At 70.2% G+C, this 19,560-nt stretch carries 13 protein-coding genes; 10 read left to right on the forward strand and 3 right to left on the reverse strand.

The window, feature by feature from the left end; genetic code table 11:
* Positions 1-100 precede the first annotated feature (100 nt).
* The 5 genes from FZ938_RS24740 to FZ938_RS24760 all read left to right on the forward strand — a co-directional run bounded on the left by FZ938_RS24740 (position 101) and on the right by FZ938_RS24760 (position 5,920).
* Complete coding sequence (locus tag FZ938_RS24740) at positions 101-2,368, forward strand: hybrid sensor histidine kinase/response regulator (RefSeq protein ID WP_174757096.1); 2,268 nt, start codon at positions 101-103, stop codon at positions 2,366-2,368.
* 90 nt (positions 2,369-2,458) lie between these two features.
* Positions 2,459-2,779, forward strand: a complete 321-nt coding sequence (locus FZ938_RS24745; protein WP_149201080.1) for a YgaP family membrane protein — start codon at positions 2,459-2,461, stop codon at positions 2,777-2,779.
* Positions 2,780-2,974: 195 nt separating this feature from the next.
* On the forward strand, positions 2,975-4,756 hold the full coding sequence (gene ggt, locus FZ938_RS24750; protein ID WP_149201081.1) for a gamma-glutamyltransferase: 1,782 nt from the start codon (positions 2,975-2,977) through the stop codon (positions 4,754-4,756).
* Between the two features lie 211 nt (positions 4,757-4,967).
* Positions 4,968-5,363 carry a hypothetical protein gene (locus tag FZ938_RS24755; RefSeq protein WP_149201082.1) on the forward strand — a complete coding sequence of 132 codons (396 nt, stop codon included), beginning with the start codon at positions 4,968-4,970 and terminating at the stop codon, positions 5,361-5,363.
* Positions 5,364-5,497: 134 nt separating this feature from the next.
* The gene (locus FZ938_RS24760; protein ID WP_149201190.1) at positions 5,498-5,920 is read left to right on the forward strand and encodes a hypothetical protein; all 423 of its coding nucleotides are present in this window, start codon (positions 5,498-5,500) and stop codon (positions 5,918-5,920) included.
* Between the two features lie 15 nt (positions 5,921-5,935).
* Here FZ938_RS24760 and FZ938_RS24765 read toward each other — a convergent pair whose 3' ends face one another.
* Together FZ938_RS24765 and FZ938_RS24770 are read right to left on the reverse strand one after the other, a co-directional pair.
* The gene (locus FZ938_RS24765; protein WP_149201083.1) at positions 5,936-6,997 is read right to left on the reverse strand and encodes an HD-GYP domain-containing protein; all 1,062 of its coding nucleotides are present in this window, start codon (positions 6,995-6,997) and stop codon (positions 5,936-5,938) included.
* The gene (locus FZ938_RS24770) at positions 6,994-7,494 is read right to left on the reverse strand and encodes a response regulator (protein ID WP_149201084.1); all 501 of its coding nucleotides are present in this window, start codon (positions 7,492-7,494) and stop codon (positions 6,994-6,996) included. Before FZ938_RS24770 ends, FZ938_RS24765 begins: the two co-directional genes overlap by 4 nt.
* Before the next feature lie 296 nt (positions 7,495-7,790).
* On the opposite strand from FZ938_RS24770, the gene FZ938_RS24775 reads away from it, so the two are divergent.
* The 5 genes from FZ938_RS24775 to FZ938_RS24795 all read left to right on the forward strand — a co-directional run bounded on the left by FZ938_RS24775 (position 7,791) and on the right by FZ938_RS24795 (position 17,663).
* Positions 7,791-8,513 carry a LuxR C-terminal-related transcriptional regulator gene (locus tag FZ938_RS24775; RefSeq protein WP_149201085.1) on the forward strand — a complete coding sequence of 241 codons (723 nt, stop codon included), beginning with the start codon at positions 7,791-7,793 and terminating at the stop codon, positions 8,511-8,513.
* Positions 8,514-8,719: 206 nt separating this feature from the next.
* A complete protein-coding gene (locus FZ938_RS24780) occupies positions 8,720-10,450 on the forward strand; it encodes a response regulator (RefSeq protein WP_149201086.1) in 1,731 nt (576 codons plus the stop codon).
* A complete protein-coding gene (locus FZ938_RS24785; protein WP_149201087.1) occupies positions 10,450-13,923 on the forward strand; it encodes a PAS domain S-box protein in 3,474 nt (1,157 codons plus the stop codon). Before FZ938_RS24780 ends, FZ938_RS24785 begins: the two co-directional genes overlap by 1 nt.
* A gap of 198 nt (positions 13,924-14,121) precedes the next feature.
* The gene (locus FZ938_RS24790) at positions 14,122-16,203 is read left to right on the forward strand and encodes a methyl-accepting chemotaxis protein (RefSeq protein WP_246457292.1); all 2,082 of its coding nucleotides are present in this window, start codon (positions 14,122-14,124) and stop codon (positions 16,201-16,203) included.
* Between the two features lie 218 nt (positions 16,204-16,421).
* The gene (locus FZ938_RS24795; RefSeq protein WP_149201088.1) at positions 16,422-17,663 is read left to right on the forward strand and encodes an MFS transporter; all 1,242 of its coding nucleotides are present in this window, start codon (positions 16,422-16,424) and stop codon (positions 17,661-17,663) included.
* Positions 17,664-17,671: 8 nt separating this feature from the next.
* Here the strand turns inward: FZ938_RS24795 and FZ938_RS24800 are convergent, their stop codons facing one another.
* On the reverse strand, positions 17,672-19,540 hold the full coding sequence (locus tag FZ938_RS24800) for an FHA domain-containing protein (protein ID WP_149201089.1): 1,869 nt from the start codon (positions 19,538-19,540) through the stop codon (positions 17,672-17,674).
* Positions 19,541-19,560 lie beyond the last annotated feature (20 nt).

Raw genomic sequence — 19,560 nt, forward strand, 5'->3', positions numbered from 1 at the left:
GAAATCGTCAAGGTTCTATTAACCTTGACATGCTTGACGCGGCGTTATGGCCTTTGGATCATTCCGCTCGGTCGGTGCGTCACTAAACCATAGGCAAGCTTTGATCTCTCCCGAAAGGACCGCGCAGCCGGACGGTGGCACACCGGTTCCGCCGGCCTACCAGTGGCTGGCCCATCTGCGGGCCAGCCGGCCAATGCGCATCCTGCTGCTGATCGGCGGGCTGTCGGTCGCCGTGCTGCTGACGGCGACGATCCACTATATCGTCAGCATGCGCGAGCGCGAACTGGCGGGGGCGGAGCGCGAGCTGTCCACCTTGAATCTGTCGCTGGCGGAACAGACGGCCAGCGCGACGCAGAGCGTCGATCTGGTCCTGACCACCATCATCGAGCAGTTGAAGGCGGAGGGCGTTGCGACGCCCGAGGACTATGTCCGCCGGATGGGCGGGCGCGACACCTACCAGATGCTGCGCGCGCGGATCACCGGATTGCCGCAGCTGGACGCGGTGACGATGATCGCGGCCGACGGCCACCTGATCAACTTCTCGCGCTATTACCCGATTCCGCGGGTCAACGTGTCCGACCGGGATTATTTCGCCTATCTGCGCGACCACGACACCACCGAACCCTTCATCAGCGAACCGGTGCGCAACCGCGGCAACGGCAGCTGGACCATCTATCTGGCCCGCCGGATCAGCGGCCCGGACGGCGGTTTCGTCGGGCTGGTGCTGGGCGCCATCGAGCTGAGCTATTTCGAGAGGATCTACAAGGCCCTGCAGCCGGATGCCGACGGCAGCATCAGCCTGTGGCGGCGCGACGGCATCCTGCTGGCCCGCCATCCGATGCTGCCGGATATCGGCCGGCCGCTGGGCCAGGGCCAATTCCTGAAGGTGCTGGAGCATGCGAGGTCGGGCGTCTTCCTCTCCGCCAAGGGGCTGAACGACGGCGCCCGTCTGGTGGCGACGCGGGCGCTGGCCGACTATCCGCTGGTCGTCAACGTCACCCGCAGGCTGGACGCCGTGCTGAGCGAGTGGCGCATCCAGGCCTGGACCATCGGGGCCGCCGGAACCATCGGCATCGCCGCACTGCTGCTGTCGCTGTGGGCGCTGGCCCGCCAGTTCAGCGCGTACGAGGCGGCGACCTGGGCGATGGACGCCGCCCGCCGCGCGGTGGAGGGGCGGGAGCAGGCCGAACACGCCCTGCGCCAAAGCCAGAAGATGGAGGCGATCGGCCAGCTGACCGGCGGCGTCGCCCATGATTTCAACAATCTTCTCCAGGCCATCGGCATCAATCTGCACGTCATCGACAGCCGCACCGAGGACGAGCGCATCACCGGCCCGGCGCGGCTGGCCTTGCAGGCGGTGGAGCGGGGGGCGACCCTGACCCAGCATCTGCTGGCCTTCTCGCGCCGGCAGCAGCTTCGCCCGGTCCCGGTCGACGTCGCGGCGCTGGTGGAGCGGGTCAGCCGCCTGCTCGGCCGCACGCTGGGCCAGTCGGTGCGGATCGAAACGGAGGTCGCGCCCGACCTGTGGCCGGCGATGATCGACCCGACCCAGTTGGAAATGGCGGTGCTGAACCTGGCGCTGAACGCCCGCGACGCCATGCCCGGCGGCGGCACGCTGTGGATCCTGGCCGGCAACCGGTCGGTCGGCGCCGGGCCCGTGCTCGGCATGGCGGCCGGCGACTATGTCGTGCTGCGGGTGCGCGACACCGGCACCGGCATGCCGGCCGAGGTGCAGGCACGCGCCTTCGAACCCTTCTTCACCACCAAGGAGGTCGGGCGCGGCACCGGGCTGGGCCTCAGCATGGTGCACGGGCTGGCGACCCAGTCCGGCGGCGGGGTGGAGCTGGACAGCCGGCAGGGGCTGGGCACCACGGTGACGCTCTATCTGCCGCGCGCCCGTCAGGAGGCGGATGCACCCTCCGCCGGACCGGCGTCCACCGGGACGGCAGCGCCCCCGGCGCCGGAGACGGAGAGGGCGGACGCGGTGGGCATCGGCGAGGGCTGTGCCGTCCTGCTGGTGGATGACGAGGAGCTGGTGCGCAGCGCCACCGCCGGCTATCTGGAACAGGCGGGCTTCGCGGTGCGCGAGGCGGCCGACGCGGCGGCGGCCCTCTCGCTGCTCGACCACGGCTTCCGGCCGGACGTGATCGTCACCGACCACATGATGCCGGGGATGACCGGTCTGGAGATGGCCCGCACCCTGCGCGCCCGTCGCGACGCGACGCCGATCCTGATGGTCACCGGCTATGCCGAGGATCTGACCTCCACCGCCGCGGCGCAGGAGGTGGAGCTGACCGTGCTGTCCAAGCCGATCGAACCGTCCCGGCTGGTCCGCTCCATCCGCGACATGGCGGCGGTGGAGGGCTGAGCGCGGCCCCGTGAGGTCTCCGGAGGGAACAGGAAGGGGCGTCGCGGCGTTGGAAGGGCGGTCCCAGTCCATTTCAGCCCCGGAGCAGCCATGAACGCCCAATCCACGATCCGCGACGCTTACGACAGCGTGTTCGAAGGCCACACCAACTTGGGCATGGGCGAGCGCATCGTCTCGACCGGTCTCGGCCTCGCCGTCGCGGCGGGCGGCCTGCGCAAGGGCGCCAGCATTCCCGGCGCCATCATGGGGCTGGTCGGCGCCGCCCTGGTCGCCCGTGGCATGAGCGGCCATTGCCCGGTCAAGGAACGCCTGTCCGGCCACCAGCATGACCGGCTGGGCCATGACGGCCCCCGGGGCTCCTATGGCGAGTCGGGGCATGTCGGCCATTCGCGCATGGCGGAGACCTACTGACCGGCGGCACGCCGGATCGGATCCGTTCACCGTCTGTCGCATTCCATTCACGGGAATGCGCGACGCCATTAACCCTGATGGTGAATTGTTGGGCAGACCAGCGACGGGGTGAAGACCGGGGAAGGCGGGTGTGACATCCTGCCTTCCACCGGGCTGCGGCCCCCGACCTGACGTCCCGCTCAGGAGATTCACCGCATGTGGTTCCCCGCTATTCGATCCCGTTCCGCCGTTGCGGCGTTGGCGGCGCTCTGCGTCGGCTCGGCCCTAGGTTCGGCACTCGTGCTGCCGGTGCCGGCGCTCGCCCAGAAGGCCACCTCCGCACCGGCCTCGGTCCGCTACGACATCGGCTACGACATCTTCTATCCCGTCCGCGGCCAGAACGGGATGGTCGCCTCCGAACACCGGCTGGCGACCGAGATCGGCGTCGACATCCTCAAGCGCGGCGGCAATGCGGTCGATGCGGCGGTGGCCGTCGGCTTCGCCCTGGCGGTGGTGCTGCCGAACGCCGGCAATGTCGGCGGCGGCGGCTTCATGGTCGTCCATGACGCCAAGAGCGGCAGGGACGTCGCCATCGACTTCCGCGAGATGGCCCCGGCCAAGGCCTTCCGCGACATGTATCTCGACCAGCAGGGCAAGGTGGTCCCCGACCGCTCGCTCTACACCCATCTGGCGGTCGGCATCCCCGGCACCGTCGCCGGGCTGGCGCATGCGCTGGAAAAATACGGCACGATGAAGCTGGCCGACGTGATGGCCCCGGCGATCAAGCTGGCGCGGGACGGCTACACCGTCACCCCGCAGCTGGCCGGCCTGCTGGAGGTCGAGCGCGACCATCTGGCGGCGTGGGACGCCACCAAATCCATCTTCTTCAAGGACGGCCGCCCGCTCACCGCCGGCGAGACGCTGGCCAACCCCGACCTCGCCAATTCGCTGGAGATGATCGCCCAGCAGGGGGCGAAGGCCTTCTATGAAGGCGCCATCGCCGAAAAAATCGCGGCGGAGATGGCCAAACACGGCGGCTACATCACCAAGGAGGACCTGAGGGCCTACAAGGTGGTGGAGCGCGAGCCGGTCAGCGGCACCTACCGCGGCTATACGGTCAAGTCGATGCCGCCGCCCAGCTCCGGCGGGACGCATATCATCCAGATGCTGAACATCCTGGAACGCTGGCCGCTGAAGGACTACGGCCCCGACAGCGCCAAGGCGATCCACCTGATGGCGGAGGCGATGAAGCTCGCCTATGCCGACCGCTCCGAATATCTGGGCGATCCCGACTTCACCAAGGTGCCGGTGAAGGGCCTGACCTCGCGCAAATACGCCGACGAGCTGGCGGCGAAGATCGATCCGGAGAAGGCGACCCCGGCCAGCAGCATCAAGCCCGGCAAGCCGGCCCCTTACGAGAGCGACCAGACCACCCATTTCTCGGTGGCGGACAGCCAGGGCAACGTGGTCAGCACCACCTACACGCTGAACCTCAACTTCGGCAGCGGCATCGTCGCCGCGGGCACCGGCATCCTGCTGAACAACGAGATGGACGATTTCTCGGCCAAGCCGGGCGTGCCCAACGCCTTCGGCCTGGTCGGCGGCGACGCCAACGCCGTCCAGCCCTACAAGCGGCCGCTCAGCTCGATGTCGCCGACCATCGTGCTGAAGGACGGCAAGCCCTGGCTGGTCACCGGCAGCCCCGGCGGCAGCCGCATCATCACCACCACCATGGAAACGGTGATCGACCACATCGACTTCAACATGAACCCGGCCGAGGCCGCCGCCCTGCCGCGCGTCCATCACCAGTGGACCCCCGACGAGCTGCGGGTGGAGAAGGGTCTCAGCCCCGATACCGTGCGTCTGCTGGAGCAGATGGGCCACAAGGTGGCGGTGAAGCCGACGATGGGCCGCACCCAGACCATCCAACTGCGCGACGACGGGCTGTACGGCTATTCCGACCCGCGCAACCCCGACGGCATGACGATTGGATATTGAGGGAGAGGAGCGACGAGGCGCCCGGCTGACGGCCGGGCGTCACAATTCCCGTATACAAAGAAAAAACAGCGTGCTTTGGTAACCTGCGATCTCCCTTGCCGGACGGCACGCGGCAGCGATGCGCCGTGCCTGTTCGGATAAGGCAACGGAACAGTTGGCTTAAGGCGGGCCGGTCGGTTAGCCTTTGCAGGAGTAAACCGGAGCATTTGCCGTGGACAAGGCCTTGGTCGAGAAGAACCGCGAGTGGACCTATCAGCGTGAAGGAAGGCAGCCCGTCACCATCCGGGTCGCCGATTTCGAGCGCGAGGGGAAGCGCATCGTCGCTTTCCTGGAACAGACCGACATCGCCAAGGCGGCCGGGTCGCCCCAGCCCGCCGTGAATGATTGGCCCCGCATTGCCGAGGCCTATGCGCAGGAACAGGGCGTGTCGCTGAGCGACATCTATTGGTACGAGCTGCACCCGCGCCGCTTCGCCAATGGCCGGCCCAACGTGTCGGAATACCGCCCCGGCATGGCCGAATGGCGGTTCGAGACCAGCATCCCGCTCGCCCGCGCCATCGTGGAGCAGCTGGGCTTCGACCCCGACAATCTGCCGCTCGACATCTGATCGTCCTGCATACCGCCCTGGACGCGGCCCCGCGCGCGCAGCCCCTGTGATGCGCCGCGGGACCGGTGTATGATGCCTGCCGGAGCCATGCGATCGGCGGGGCCGCGGCCTCGCGTCGTGGCGGGAGAGAGATGATGAAGACGGTGCGGAGGGCGGTCGCCCTGGGTGCTGTGATTCTGGCGGCCGTGGCCGCCGTTGCGGTGGTGTCGGTTCCGGGAACGGCGCAGGCGCGCACGTCGGTGTCGGTCGGCATCGGCATCGGGCCGGTTTTCCCCGGCTACGGCTATTACCGCCCCTACCATTATTATGCCCCGCCCCCGCCGGTGGTGCAGTATTACGCGCCGCCGCCGGTCGTCTATGCGCCCCCGCCGCCGGTCCAATATTATGCGCCGCCGCCCGCCGCGGTCGGCGTCGATCCGGCCGGTCCGGTCTATTATTCGCGCAGCGGTCAGCAATGCCGCGAATACCAGAGCCGCGCCATGGTCGGCGGCCGGTCGCAGCCGGTCTACGGCACCGCCTGTCTCCAGCCCGACGGGACCTGGCGCATCGTCAACTGAAAGCCCCCGCTCGGCTCATACGTCGAGCGGGACCGGATGCGCCAGTTCGTCGGCGTTCTCGTGGTGGATCCTGCAGACCTCGTCCCAGCGCGACAGGAAGGCGTCGAGCAGGGACGGGTCGAAATGCCGGCCGCGGTTCTGGACCAGATAGGCGCGCGCCTCCTCCAGCGTCCATGACCGCTTGTAGGGGCGGGTGGAGGTCAGGGCGTCGAACACGTCGGCGATGGCGACGATGCGGCCGGACAGCGGGATCCCGGTCCCGGCCACGCCGTTGGGATAGCCGCTGCCGTCGAACTTCTCGTGATGGCTGAGCGCGATCTCCGCCGCCAGCCGCAGGAGCGGGATATCGCTGTTGGCCAGGATGCGGTGGCCCATGGCGGCATGCTGGCGCATCACCGTCATCTCTTCCGGGGTCAGGCGACCCGGCTTCAGCAGGATCATGTCGGGAATGCCGATCTTGCCGATGTCGTGCATCGGCGCCGCCTTCATCAGCTCCTGGGCATAGGCGGCGCCGCAGCCGGCCGCTTCGGCGATCAGCCGCGAATAGAGCGCCATCCGTTCGATATGGGCGCCGGTTTCGGGATCGCGGTATTCGGACGCGCGCGACAGGCGTTTGACCAGTTCCTCCCCCTGGCGCTGGAGGACGGCGGTCACCCGCTCCACCTCGTCGGCCAGCAGGGCGGCGCGGTCGCGCAGCAGGGCGCGGCTCTGGCGCAGGGCCAGCAGGTTGCGCAGCCGCGCCTGCACCTCCGGCACGACGACCGGCTTGGTCAGGAAATCGTTGCAACCCTCGTCCAGCGCCCGCACGCGGATGTCGACCGCCGTGTTGGCGGTGACCATCACCACCGGGACATTGTCCAGCCGCCCATCGTCGCGGATGTGGCGCAGCAGTTCCATGCCGTCCATGTCCGGCATCATCTGGTCCAAAAGGATCAGGTCGGGTTCGTTCCCGCGCAGCCACTCGACGGCGTCGAGCGGGCTTTCCATCGAGACCGGTTCGACATCGTCCAGCCGGCGGACGATGGCGGCCATGATGAACAGGTTGGTGCGGTCGTCGTCGACGATGAGGATGTTCACCCTGTGCTCTCCGCCTCGTTTTCGGCGCTCTTGTGTTCGGCAATCCTGCCTTCCGCCGCCTTGCGGGCGGCGATCAGCCGGCCGGCTTCGGCCAGCAGGGCCTTCAGGTCGACCGGTTTTTCGAAGGCCGCCTCGGCGCCCAGCAGCCGGGCCATCCCCGGCAGTTCCATCCGCAGGCGCAGGCTGCCGCCGGTCACCGCGATCAGGGGCGGACGCGATTTCTGGTCCTTCAGCCGCAGGATCACCTCGTACCCGTCGGCCTCCGGCATGATGATGTCGGTCACCACCAGATCGACCGGATGGACGGCCATGATGGCCAGCGCGGCATTGCCGTTCTCCGCCTCCAGCACGCGGTAGCCGGCGCGGACGAAGGCGGTGCGCACCATCTCGCGGAAATCGGGATCGTCGTCGACCAGCAGGACGGAGCCGGCGGGAGCGGCGGCGGGAGCGGAACTGGGGGCTGGTTTGGGCCGCAGCTCGTAAAGTGTCATATCCATGGTCGCCGCTTCCGTCTTCCGCCGCACACCGGTGGGTTGCACCGGATGGAATTCGCTAAGCCTAACCATAGCCGTCCACCGGCGCGCGCACCCGCTGTGTCTGGGATAGCGGCGGCGGGAAATGGGATAGCGGGGGTATTATCCCGCGGCCCCGGAAAAGCCGTGCCGGAAGCGGCTGCGGAATATGACCGACGTGAAATATGGCAAAGCCACGAAAACTTAAGATTTCGGCCGGCATAAAAGGGAATGTTGATACCTTTGGATGAGCGTTGGCCGAAGGTGGCGGAGGCTGGCTGATGAAGATCTTGGTGGCAGACGACCACCCCCTGTTCCGGGACGCGCTCGAGCTGTCGATCCGTCAGGCATGGCCGGATGCGGAGGTCGGCTGCATCGGTTCGTTATTGGAACTGCCGGCCGCGGGAAACCTGGGCGACGACGTTCCCGCTGCGGTCTTCCGGTACGACCTCATCGTCCTCGACTGGCGCATGCCGGGCGCGGAGGGGAGCGACCCGATCAGCGTGCTGCGCCGGTCGGGGGTCCAGGGGCCGGTCGCCGTCGTGACCGGGGCGGAGGATGCGCTGACCGCGCTGGAGGTGCTGCGATGCGGCGCCGAGGCCTTCCTGCCGAAGACCACGCCGCGCCGCGTCCTGGCCCAGGCCCTGCGTCTGGTGGTGGAAGGCGGCAGCTTCGTGCCGAAATGCGTGGCGCTCGACCTGATCCACATGACCGACCTGTCGCTCGACATCGACGAGGCGGAGGAGGGCGAGGGGCCGTCCGCGGAGGGGGAGGGGGCGCCGTCGTCCCCCCTGACCGACCGGGAGCAGCAGGTGCTGTCGATGCTCGCCACCGGCGCCACCAACAAGGAGATCGGGCGGCACCTGAGCCTTCAGGAGGTGACGGTCAAGCTGCACACCCGCCGCATCCTGCGCAAGCTGGGGGCACGCAACCGCACCGACGCCGTGCGCCGCGCCCAGCAGGCCGGCCTGCTGTCGCGCAGCCTGAACGAAGCGTCGCCCTGACCCGCCGCCTGCCCGGGCTATGGTGGATGAGTGGCATGGTCGCATGTTGGGGCAAATGGGGGACCGTATAGGGGTGGTCCCAGCAGCATGATCCCGCCCTTTCTGGTATGGTCACCTCGCCCTCGCTCCACTGGCCCGGCCGTCCGTTTTCGTCCGGCGCCGTTGGGGCGGACGCAACCGCAATACGGCCGCATTCCGAGTCGCTGATGAGCCCATCCGACCATTCCCTGTCCGGGCCACGAGTGGGCCGAACCGTTCCGGCGGTTCCGGCCGGCGCTTCCGGCAGCGGCATGGCGGCGCCGGCGATCGCCGCGCTGGCCGGGGCGGCGGTGCTTCTGCTGCCGGCGCTCGCCCCCTTGCGCGAGTCGTTGCCCTGGCTGCTTCCCCTGACGGCGGCCGGCAGCGGTGCGGCGGGCGGGCTGGCGCTTCTGTCGATCCGGAACGCGCGCCGCCGTCCCGCCGGAGACGAAAGGCCGCAGGTCCATCCCGAGCCGCTTCCCTCCGCATCGGCCGACAGGGCGGAGGTGCCGGAGGCGGATACTTCCGCCGCGAACGCCGCCCACATCGCCGCCCTTCAGGAAGCATTGCGGGAGTGTGGCCGGCAGGCGAACGCGCGGCTGCGCGGCCAGCAGATCGCGGCGATGGATGCCCGGGCCGACCTTGCCGGCGCGATTGTCCACGACATGAACAACACGCTGGGCGCGGTTGCCGGCTATGCCGACTTCCTCGTCTGCGACCTGCCGGAAGGCTCGCCCCAGGCCGATTACGCGGGCCGGGCCGCCGCTGCCGTCGACCGCGCCCGCACCGGCCTCCGCCGGCTGGTGGCGGAAGCCAGGACGGAGCGGGTCCATCTGAAGCCCGAACGGGCCGCGACGGTTGTGGACGAGGCCGCGACGCTTCTGCGCTCGGTACCGGCGGCACCGGGCAGCCTTTCCATCCGTCATGACGCCGGTACGCCCGACCCCATCTGCAACGCCGGCCTGCTGGCGCGGACGCTGGCCGGACTGGCGGCGGAGATCCTCACCGCCACCGGCAGGGGCGGCGACGCCCGGCTCTGCCTGCGCGCCTTCTTCCCGGCGGACGCGGACGATCCGGATGCCGACGCCGTCGCGGCCGGCTGGACCGTCCGACCGCTGCTGACGCCGCTGTCCGGTCCGCACGCCCTGTTCGAACTGCGGGTCGATGGCCCGCCGCTGGCGGACGAGGTTCTGGCGGGGCTGGCCGATCCCCTGCTGGCCGCCCGCGCCTGCTATCGCCGCGGCCAGTCGGCCGGGACGGAGGACGCCCATTGGCCGGCGGCCCTGCAGACGGCGCGGCGCCACGACGGCGGCCTCAGCCTGCTGACCCACCCGGCGGAAGGCATGGCGGTGCGGCTGCATATTCCGGCCGCATCGCCGGCCCCGGTCCCAGCTTCAGCCCTGGCGGCGTCCTTTCCGTATGGGGCGAAAGCCCCGGCCCGGCACCATGTCGCGCCGACATACAAGATCCTGGTGGTGGATGCCGATCCTGCGTCCGGCGACCGGTTCCAGGCCGGGCTGGAGCGGCAGGGGTTTGAGGTTTCGGTCTGCGAGGATCTTCGCGAAGCGCTGGAGGTCGTCACCGACGAGCCGGGCTTCTTCGATGCGGTGGTGATCGGGCCGGGACTGAGCGCGCTTCCGGCCGGCCGGGCGCTGGCCGGCCGCCTGAAGTCGCTGCGGACCGACCTGCCCTGCGTCCTCTACGCCGCGGCGGGCCCCGCTTCCGCGGGGCTGGGGGCCGAGGCCGGCGGGCCGGCCGACCTGCTGCTGCCGCTGCCGGTCGATCTGCCGCGGCTGGCGCGCGGGGTGGCGGCGCTCGCCGCGGGCGGTCCGCGGCACGCGGACTATGCGGGCGGTCCGCGGCACGCGGACGATGCAGGCGGTCCGCGGCACGCGGACGATGCGGGAGAGCGGCGCTGATGGGCGGGCGCCTTCATCTGCAAGGCTTCATCGCCGCCATCTGGACCGCGACCCTGGTGATCGCCGCCGGGCTGTGGGCGGCTGCCCTGGCGCTCGCCCATTACGACGATGCCGAGGCGATGGCGCGGGCCGAGCGCGACAGCGGCAACCTCGCCCGCGTCGTCGCCGAGCAGGCGACCCGGACCATGGCCGAAGCCGACCAGATCCTGCTGTTCCTGATCGACGACTTCCACGAGCATGGCGACGGCTGGACCCCGGGCCTGACCCGCATGCTGCGCCAGGCGGTGGAGCGCTCGGGCATCCTGCTCCAGCTGGCGGTGATCGACGAGCACGGCGATCTCATCCACACCAGCGTGGAGGATGCGCCGGCCCGCGTCCGTCTGGCCGACCGCGAGCATTTCCGCGTCCACGTCAACAACCCCAATGCCGGGCTGTTCATCGGGAAGCCGGTGTTCGGCCGGGCGTCCGGCAAATGGTCGATCCAGCTGACGCGGCGCGTCGACAAGGACGACGGCAGCTTCGCCGGGGTGCTGGTCGCGTCGATCGACCCCTTCTATTTCAGCCGCTCGCTGGAGGAACTGGACGTCGGCCCCAACGGGGCGGTGGCGATCGTCGGAACCGACGGCATCCTGCGCGCCCGGTCGCAGATGAACGACCGCATCGTCGGCCGGGATGTCGGCGAATCGCCGGTTCAGCTCATGGCGCGCCGCCAGCCCACCGGATTCCTGCGCGTCACCAGCGTGATCGACGGCATTCCGCGTCTCCAGTCCTTCCGGACCCTGACGACCTATCCGCTGATCGTCATCGCCGCCTTCGACGAGGCGTCCTTCCTGGCCGACACCAGAACGCGGCAGCGGCTCTATCTGCTGGCGGCGGCCGCCTGCAGCGTCGTGCTGGTCGGCATGGCGCTGCTGGCGACGCGGCAGGCGGCGCGGCTCGCGGCCTTGGCCCGCCAGCTGGCCCAGAGCGAGGAGCGGTTCCGCGATCAGGCGGAGACCGCCTCCGACTGGTTCTGGGAGATGGACGCCGACCTGCGGTTCTCCCATCTGGTCGGGCCGCTGGTTCCGCACGTCGCCAACGGCACGCTGCCCATCGGATTGCGGCGGGAGGATGTGGCCCTGCGCGAGCCGGGGGATGCCGCCAAGTGGGAGCGGCACCACCGGCTGATGGAACGGCGGGAGCCGTTCCGGAATTTCCGCTACCGGGTGATGACGGCGGCCGGCCTGCGCTATTTCAGCGTCAGCGGCCGTCCGGTCTTCGGCGAGGGCGGTCATTTCCGCGGCTATCGCGGTTCCGCCACCGACGTCACCGAGCGGGAGCTGGCGGCCAACCGCCTGGCCTCCAGTGAAGCCCGCTACCGCGCCATGTTCGAGGCGGTCGGCCAGCCGATCGTCACCATCGACGAACATGGGACCGTCGACGCCTTCAATCGCGCGGCGGAGCGGCTGTTCGGTTACCGCGCCGCCGACGTGGTTGGCGGGCCGATGACCCGGCTGATGCCGAGCGCCGTCGGCGCGGTGCATGACGGGCTGCTGGCCACATACCGCGAGAGCGACGCCTCGGTCCCGCGGTCGGAGGTGCGGGAGCTGACCGGCCGCCGCAAGGACGGCAGCGAGTTCCCGCTGGAGGTGACGCTGGCCGGCTGGCGCGAGGGCGACCGCCGTTACGTCACCGGCGCTTTGCGCGACGTCACCGCCCAGCGCGAGATCGAGGCCAGCCTGCGCCGCGCCAAGGAGGCGGCCGATCAGGCCAACCGCGCCAAGGGCGAATTCCTGGCGACGATGAGCCACGAGATCCGCACGCCGATGAACGGGGTTCTGGGCGCGCTCGCCCTGGTGGACGGGCCGAACCTGAACGACGACCAGCGCCAGCTGCTGGACGTCGCCAACCGGTCGGGTAACGCGCTGCTGCAGATCATCGACGACATCCTCGACCTGTCCAAGCTGGAGGCCGGCAAGGCGGAGGTCGAGCCGGTCGATTTCGAACTGCGCGCGGTGCTGGGCGACAGCATCGACCTGCTGGAACCGGCCGCCTGCGGGCGCGGCCTGATCCTGACGCGGGAGGTGGCGCCCGCCGTGCCCGACCGCGTGCGCGCCGACCTGCGCCGCATCCGGCAGGTGCTGGTCAATCTGGTGGGCAACGCGCTGAAGTTCACCCACCGCGGCGGCGTCGCCGTGCGGGTCGGGCTGGAGGGGGAGGTGCCGGCGGCCGGCGCCTTCTTCCTGCGGTTCGAGGTGGCCGACACCGGGATCGGCATCCAGGAGGACGTGCAGCCGACCCTGTTCCGCCGCTTCACCCAGGGCGACAGCTCCACCACCCGGCGCTTCGGCGGCACCGGGCTGGGGCTGGCGATCAGCCGCGAGCTGGTGACGCTGATGGGCGGGCGCATCGGCGTCACCAGTGCCGAGGGCAAGGGCAGCACCTTCTGGTTCACCGTCCGCTGCGAACCCGCCGCCGATCCGTCGGCCGGCGTGCTCTCCGTGCCCTGCGCGCCGGAACCGGTGCCGGCCGGCGCTTCGGAAACTCCGGCTGCTGCGGGCCTGCATGTGCTGGTGGCCGAGGACAACGAGATCAACCGCGACATCGTCGTCACCATGCTGCGCCGCGCCGGCCATCGCGTGACCGCGGTGGAGGACGGGCTGCAGGCGGTGCGGCTGGTGGAGGAGGGCGGCTTCGACCTCGTCCTGATGGACGTGCAGATGCCGGTGATGGACGGCGTCACCGCCACCCGGCACATCCGCGCGATGCCGGGCGAGGCGGGCCGCCTGCCGATCGTCGCGCTGACCGGCAACGTCATGCCCGGCCACCGTACCGAATATCTCGCCGCCGGCATGACCGCCTATCTGACGAAGCCCATCGTGTCGGCCGACCTGTATGAGGTTCTGGCGACGGCGGCTGCGCCGCGGACGCCGGAGGTTGGGGCGGAGGCTGGGGCGGAGGTTGGGGGGGACGCCGGATCGGGAGGCGCCGCGCCGACGCAACGGGGTGCGGAGCAGTCCTCTCCCAGGCCGGCCGCCGCCCTGCTGCCGCCCGTCCCGCCGCCCGCCCCATCCTCCGACCCATCGCCCGGCGCCAGGGACCCGGAGCATTGGCGCACGGCGCCGCTGCTGGATGCCCAACAGGCCGACTCGCTGCGCTCGGTGATCGGCGACGAGGCCTGGATCCAGACGGTGACCGCCTTCCGGCGGACGGTGGACGACAGCGTGGCCGCGATTCGCGATGGGGCCGGAAGGAATGGGGCGCCCCTGGTCCGCATGGCCCACACCCTGAAGGGAACCGCGGCCAACGTCGGCGCCGTGCGGCTCAGCCGTCTGGCCTCGCTGCTGGAACAGCGGGTGCAGAGCCTCGGCGGCTGCCCTGCCGGCGATCCGCTGGCCGAAGCGCTCGGTCCCGTTGCCGACGCCACGCTGGACGCGCTGTCGTCCCATGTCCAGCCGGCGGCCGGCAGCCAAGCGGAACATGCGGCGGTATGAGGAAATGAAACATCCCTCTGACGATTACTTTGTTTCTGGATGTGGATGAGGTAATTTCTCAAGGAAAAACAGCGGCCTGCGGTCGCAGATCTTTAGTATCATCAGTGTTATCGGTGACGGAATGGCTTGGAAGGTCTAGAGTGCGTGGTGGTCGGCTGCTGCCGATCATTCGTACTCTTAACCAGTGAAGTCCTCAACATGATCGCTGCCGGCAACATTCTCCACGTCATTTCCATCCGGGCGAAGGTTGTGGCGGTCGCGGTGTTCGTCTTCGCCGCGGTCGGCCTGTCCTCTGTCCTCACCATGCGCGACATGGGGCGGCAGACCGACCGCCTGTCCGATGTCCAGCGCGAGACGCACGAGGTGGTCGGCAGCGTCATTCCCCTGGTCTCGCTGGTGGGCGAGATCCGGTTCGACGTGGTGCAGACGCAGCAGTGGCTGACCGACGTGTCGGCCACCCGCGGGCTGGACGGGATGAACGACGGCCCGGAAAAGGCGGCGGATTACGCCCGCCGGTTCGAAGAGCACACCACCAGGGCGACCGAACTTGCGCGGGCGCTGAAGCTGCCGCAGGTGGTGGCGGAGATCGAGCGCACCCACAAGGCCTTCGGCCCCTATTACGAGATGGGCCGGCGCATGGCGCAGGCCTATGTCGACGGCGGCCCGGCGGCCGGCAACCAGATCATGGGCCAGTTCGACAAGGTCGCCGACGCCATGGGCGACAGCCTGGAGGCGCTGGGCGCCAGCGTGGTCGCCGTCAGTTCTGACCGGCTGACGGAACTGACCGCGGGCATCGAGGCGGTACGGGAGACGGCGGACGGGCTGCGCTTGACCCTGATCGGCGCCGGGCTGGCCATCCTGTTGATGGCGGCGGCCTGCGTCGTTTTCCTGGAGGCGGCGATGATCCGCCCGATGGAGCGGCTGCGCCGCGCCATGGTGGCGCTGGCCGGCGGCAACCTGGAGGTCGAGATCGGCCTGACCGAGCGCCGCGACGAGATCGGCCACATGGCCGACACCGTCCGCGTGTTCCAGCAAGGCGCGCAGGAGAACGCGCGCCTGCGCGCCGCCCAGGAGGAGACGCGCCGCCGCGGCGAGGAAGAGCGGCGCCAGGCGCTGGAATCGATGGCGGAGAAGGTGGAGCGCGAGACCCGCGTCGCCGTCGACCATGTGGCCGAACGCACCAACCGCATGAGCAGCAATGCCGGCGCCATGGCGGAGTCGGCGGTGCAGGTCAGCGACAACGCCCAGAACGTCGCCGCCGCCGCCCAGCAGGCGCTGAACAATGCCGAGACCGTCGCCGCCGCGACGGAGGAGCTGTCGGCGTCCATCGGCGACATCGGCATGCAGGTGTCGGCCGCCACGCGGGTGACCGGCCGCGCGGTGGAACGGGCCGGGCTGGCGCGGTCCACCATCGAACGGCTGTCGGCCTCGGTCGAGCGGATCGGCGCGGTCGCCCGGCTGATCGGCGACATCGCCAGCCAGACCAACCTGCTGGCGCTGAACGCCACCATCGAGGCGGCACGCGCCGGCGAGGCCGGGCGCGGATTCGCCGTCGTGGCGAACGAGGTGAAGAATCTCGCCAGCCAGACCGCGCGGTCGACCGAGGAGATCGGGTCGCTGATCGCCGAGGTGGAATCGGTGACGGCATCGGCCGTCGGCGCCGTCGGCGAGGTGTCGGAGACCATCGACGAGGTGGCCGGCATCTCGTCCTCCATCGCCGCGGCGGTGGAGGAGCAGGCGGCCGCGACCCAGGAGATCGCCCGCTCCGTCAGCCAGACCAGCGACGCGGCGAAGGAGGTGTCGGTGCGCATCGGCCGCGTCTCCACCGAGGCCGACGCGACCCAGAGCCGCGCCGGAGAGGTGCGGACGGTCGCCGCCGACGTGGCCGGCGGCATCGATGCCCTGCGCAACGTGCTGATCCGCGTCGTCCGCACCGCCACCGCCGATGTCGACCGCCGCCAGCGCCCGCGCTTCGCCCTGTCGGTCGGCTGCGTGCTCGAGGGGGCCGGCGCCGGCCCGATGCGCGCCACCATCGCCAACCTGTCGGCCGGCGGCGCCATGCTGACCGGCGTGCCGGACCAGATGATCGGCGGCGTGACCGGCCGGACGCTGAGCTTGCGCATCGACGGGGTGGCCCGCCCGCTGACCGCCCGGATCAAATCCAGCGAGCACGACCGGCTGCATGTGAAGTTCGACCTGTCCGACGCCGATCAGGAGGCGTTCGACCGCGAGGTGGAGCGCCTGACGCGCGGCCTGACGCCGATGGCGGCAGTGGCCTGACTGGCAAGGCCGGGCGGCCCGGACGGGCCGCTTCGCCGGGACGAACCGGCCGTCAGCCATGCCCGCCGCTCATTTCGCACCTGCGGAAATGACGGCCTGCGGCGGATTGCCTCATCGGGGGTCCGGCAAATATCCTGACCTCGCCCCGGTTGCTTTCCGTCCCTCCCTGCCGCCGGGCCTTTCCCGTCCCCATCCTGCGCGACAGCGGAGTAACGATCATGGCTTCTGCCGCCCATAACGGCGACATGCGTGCCGGGGCACAGCTGGCCCCGGCCCATCCCGGGCTGGTGCTGCTTGCGCTCGCCATGGGCGGTTTCGCCATCGGAACGACCGAATTCGCGACGATGAGCCTGCTGCCCTATTTCGCCCAGGGCCTGGGCATCGACGAGCCGACCGCCGGCCACGTCATCAGCGCCTATGCGCTGGGCGTGGTGGTGGGCGCGCCGGTGATCGCGGTGCTGGCGGCGCGGGTCGCGCGACGGACCCTGCTGATCGGACTGATGGCGGTCTTCGCCGCCGCCAACGTGGCGAGCGCCTTTTCGCCCTCCTACGGCTGGATGCTGGTCTTCCGCTTCCTGAGCGGATTGCCGCACGGCGCCTATTTCGGCGTGGCGGCCCTGGTCGCCGCCTCGCTGGTGCCGCCGCAGCGCCGCGCGCAGGCGGTGGCGCGGACCATGCTGGGGCTGACGGTGGCGACCATCGTCGGCGTGCCGATGGCCAACTGGATCGGGCAGGTGCTGGGCTGGCGCTGGGGCTTCGGCGTCGTCGGGCTGCTCGCCCTGCTGACGGTGCTGCTGGTCTGGATCTTCGCGCCGAACGACCGGCCGCACCCGGAGTCGAGCCCGCTGCGCGAGTTGGGGGCGCTGAAGCGGCGGCAGGTCTGGCTGACGCTGGGCATCGGCGCCATCGGCTTCGGCGGCATGTTCGCGGTCTACACCTATGTCGCCTCAACCCTGATGGAGGTGACGCAGGTGTCGCCGGCGGTGGTGCCGGTGGTGCTGGCGGTGTTCGGCGCCGGCATGACCGTCGGCACGCTGGTCAGCGCCTGGGCCGCCGACCGCGCCCTGATGCCGACCGTCGCCTTCATCCTGCTGTGGAGCGCCGGGTCGCTGGCGCTTTATCCCTTCGCCGCCGGCAATGTCTGGCTGGTGTCGGTGGTCGTCTTCATGATCGGTTGCGGCGGCGGGCTGGGCACGCCTTTGCAGGCCCGGCTGATGGATGTGGCGGAGGATGCGCAGACGCTGGCCGCCGCGCTGAACCACAGCGCCTTCAACGCCGCCAACGCGCTTGGCCCCTGGCTGGGCGGCATGGCGATCGCGGCGGGCTGGGGCTGGACCTCCACCGGCTGGGTCGGTGCGGCGCTGGCGCTGGGCGGTCTGGCGGTGTGGGCGGTGGCGATGCTGGATGACCGGATGACTGCCAATACGGAACTGGCGGCCGAAGCCTGCGCCGGCGACTGAGCGGCCTTTCAGCGTCCCGACAGATCCCAGGCGATGCGCGCCGGATGTTCGCCGAGGTCGAGGGAGCCGATGACGATCTCCCCCCGGCCGGACAGCGGTGCCACGTCGCCCAGTTTCAGCAGCCGCTGTTCGCCGTCCTGCGGCACCAGACGGGTGCCGTTGCGGCTGAGATCCTCCAGCGTGAAGGCGCCGTCGCGCAGCCGCACCACCGCATGCCGGCGCGAGGCGGAGGCATGGTCCAGCACGATCCCGCAGTCGGCGGAACGGCCGATCACGACGTCTTCGCCCGCATCGCGCAGGGCCACCGTCCGGCCCTGGTAGCTGAGCGTCAGGCGGGGGGCCGGCGTCGGCGGAGCCTGCATGTCGACGGTCATGTCCGTCGGCTGCGCTGCCAGGCGCTGACCCGCCACAACGCCGCTGCCGGTCACCGACACGCGCCGGTCGTCGGGAATGGCGGCGATCTTGGCGATCAGCCCGTCGGCCAGAGCCCGCGGGATGCCGGCGGCGCGCAGGCGGCGGCCCAGCCCCTCGCGCACCTCCTGGATGGAGGCGCCGGGGGCGGCCAGTTCCGCCGCGGTCTTGACCCGGTTGAACTCGTCGGCGACGCGCTGGATGACGACACTGATCTTCTTGTGGCCGTAGGGGCTGGCGCCGAGGTCGAGCAGGTAGCCGAGCCGCCCCGCCGCCGTGTTGAAGCGGCCGGCCAGCCGCGTCATCGTCTCTTCGAAGGGCAGGTCGCTGCCGCCGGCCGCCCACACGGTCTTGCCGCGGCGGGTCAGCGATTCCGCCATTGCCGGGCCGCCCATGTAGCCGTCGAAGGCGATCATGCCGTCGACGATGGCGGAGAAGGCGCGGGCGTCGCTGGCCGCCCCGGTGCGGGTCAGCGGAGTCAGCCCGTCCAGCCCGCCGCGGATGCGATGCAGCAGCGCCTCGCGCGTCCGGGCGAAGCCGAGCCCCGTCCCGTCGGAGGCCAGCGTGTTGGACAGGGCCAGAAGCGGTTCGGTGTGGGGCAGCCGGTCGTCCAGGTCGCCGCGCAGCGCCGCCAGCAGCGCCAGGATGGCGGAGGCGAGGTCGGGCGAATAGCCGATCAGGGCGCGGATCGGCTCCCGCCCGTCGGTGATTTCCGCCGCGAATTCGTCGACCAGCCGGGTGCTCTCGCCGTCCTCCTCATTGTGCAGGCGCAGGACGGCGGACAGCTTGGCCCCCCATTCGCGGTGCGGTTCCAGCAGGGTGCCGAAGGCATGGGTGACGATGCGGTCGCGCTCCTCAACCGGGCGGTCGACGGCGGCCAGCAGCAGGCCGGAAACCCCGCCGCGCATCAGCGCCTGGTCGAAGGGGGCCAGCGTCTCCGATTTCTGGGCGAGGTCCTTCAGCGCGGTGAACAGACGGCTGAGCTGGTCGTAGCGCTCATGCGGCTTCACCCCCAGCATCGGCGCCTGGAGGGTGGCGAGCCGGCTGATCGAAGGGTTGAACAGCAGCGCCTCGCGCTCGAAGTAGCGCAACGGATAGTAGCGGTGCAGCTGCTCCGACGGAATGACGCCCTGGTCGTCCCAGTAACCGCGCAGCAATCGCAGCAGGGTCATCCGGCTGTCGAAGGAGAAGACCTGCAGCACGTCGGTGCAGAGGTTGGCGCTGTCGATCGGCGAAATGGTCGTCAGCTTGGCGCCGCCGGAGGAGGTCTTCTGGAAGATCGTCTCCTCCCGTCCGGTGCCGGTGACCTTCACCACGCGCACCACCGGGAACTTGGCAAGCCGCAACAGGAAGTTGGCACGTTCCGTCGCCGACTTCTCGTCGTCGAAGACGCCGTCGATGTTGGGCTTGCCGCCCTGTTCGACCACCACCTCGAAGCGCGCTTCGCGCCGTTTGGACATCGCCATAGCGTCCCCCCTTGGCCATG

Origin of the sequence: Azospirillum oryzae, from assembly GCF_008364795.1 — a bacterium.
Classification (GTDB): Bacteria; Pseudomonadota; Alphaproteobacteria; order Azospirillales; family Azospirillaceae; genus Azospirillum; species Azospirillum oryzae.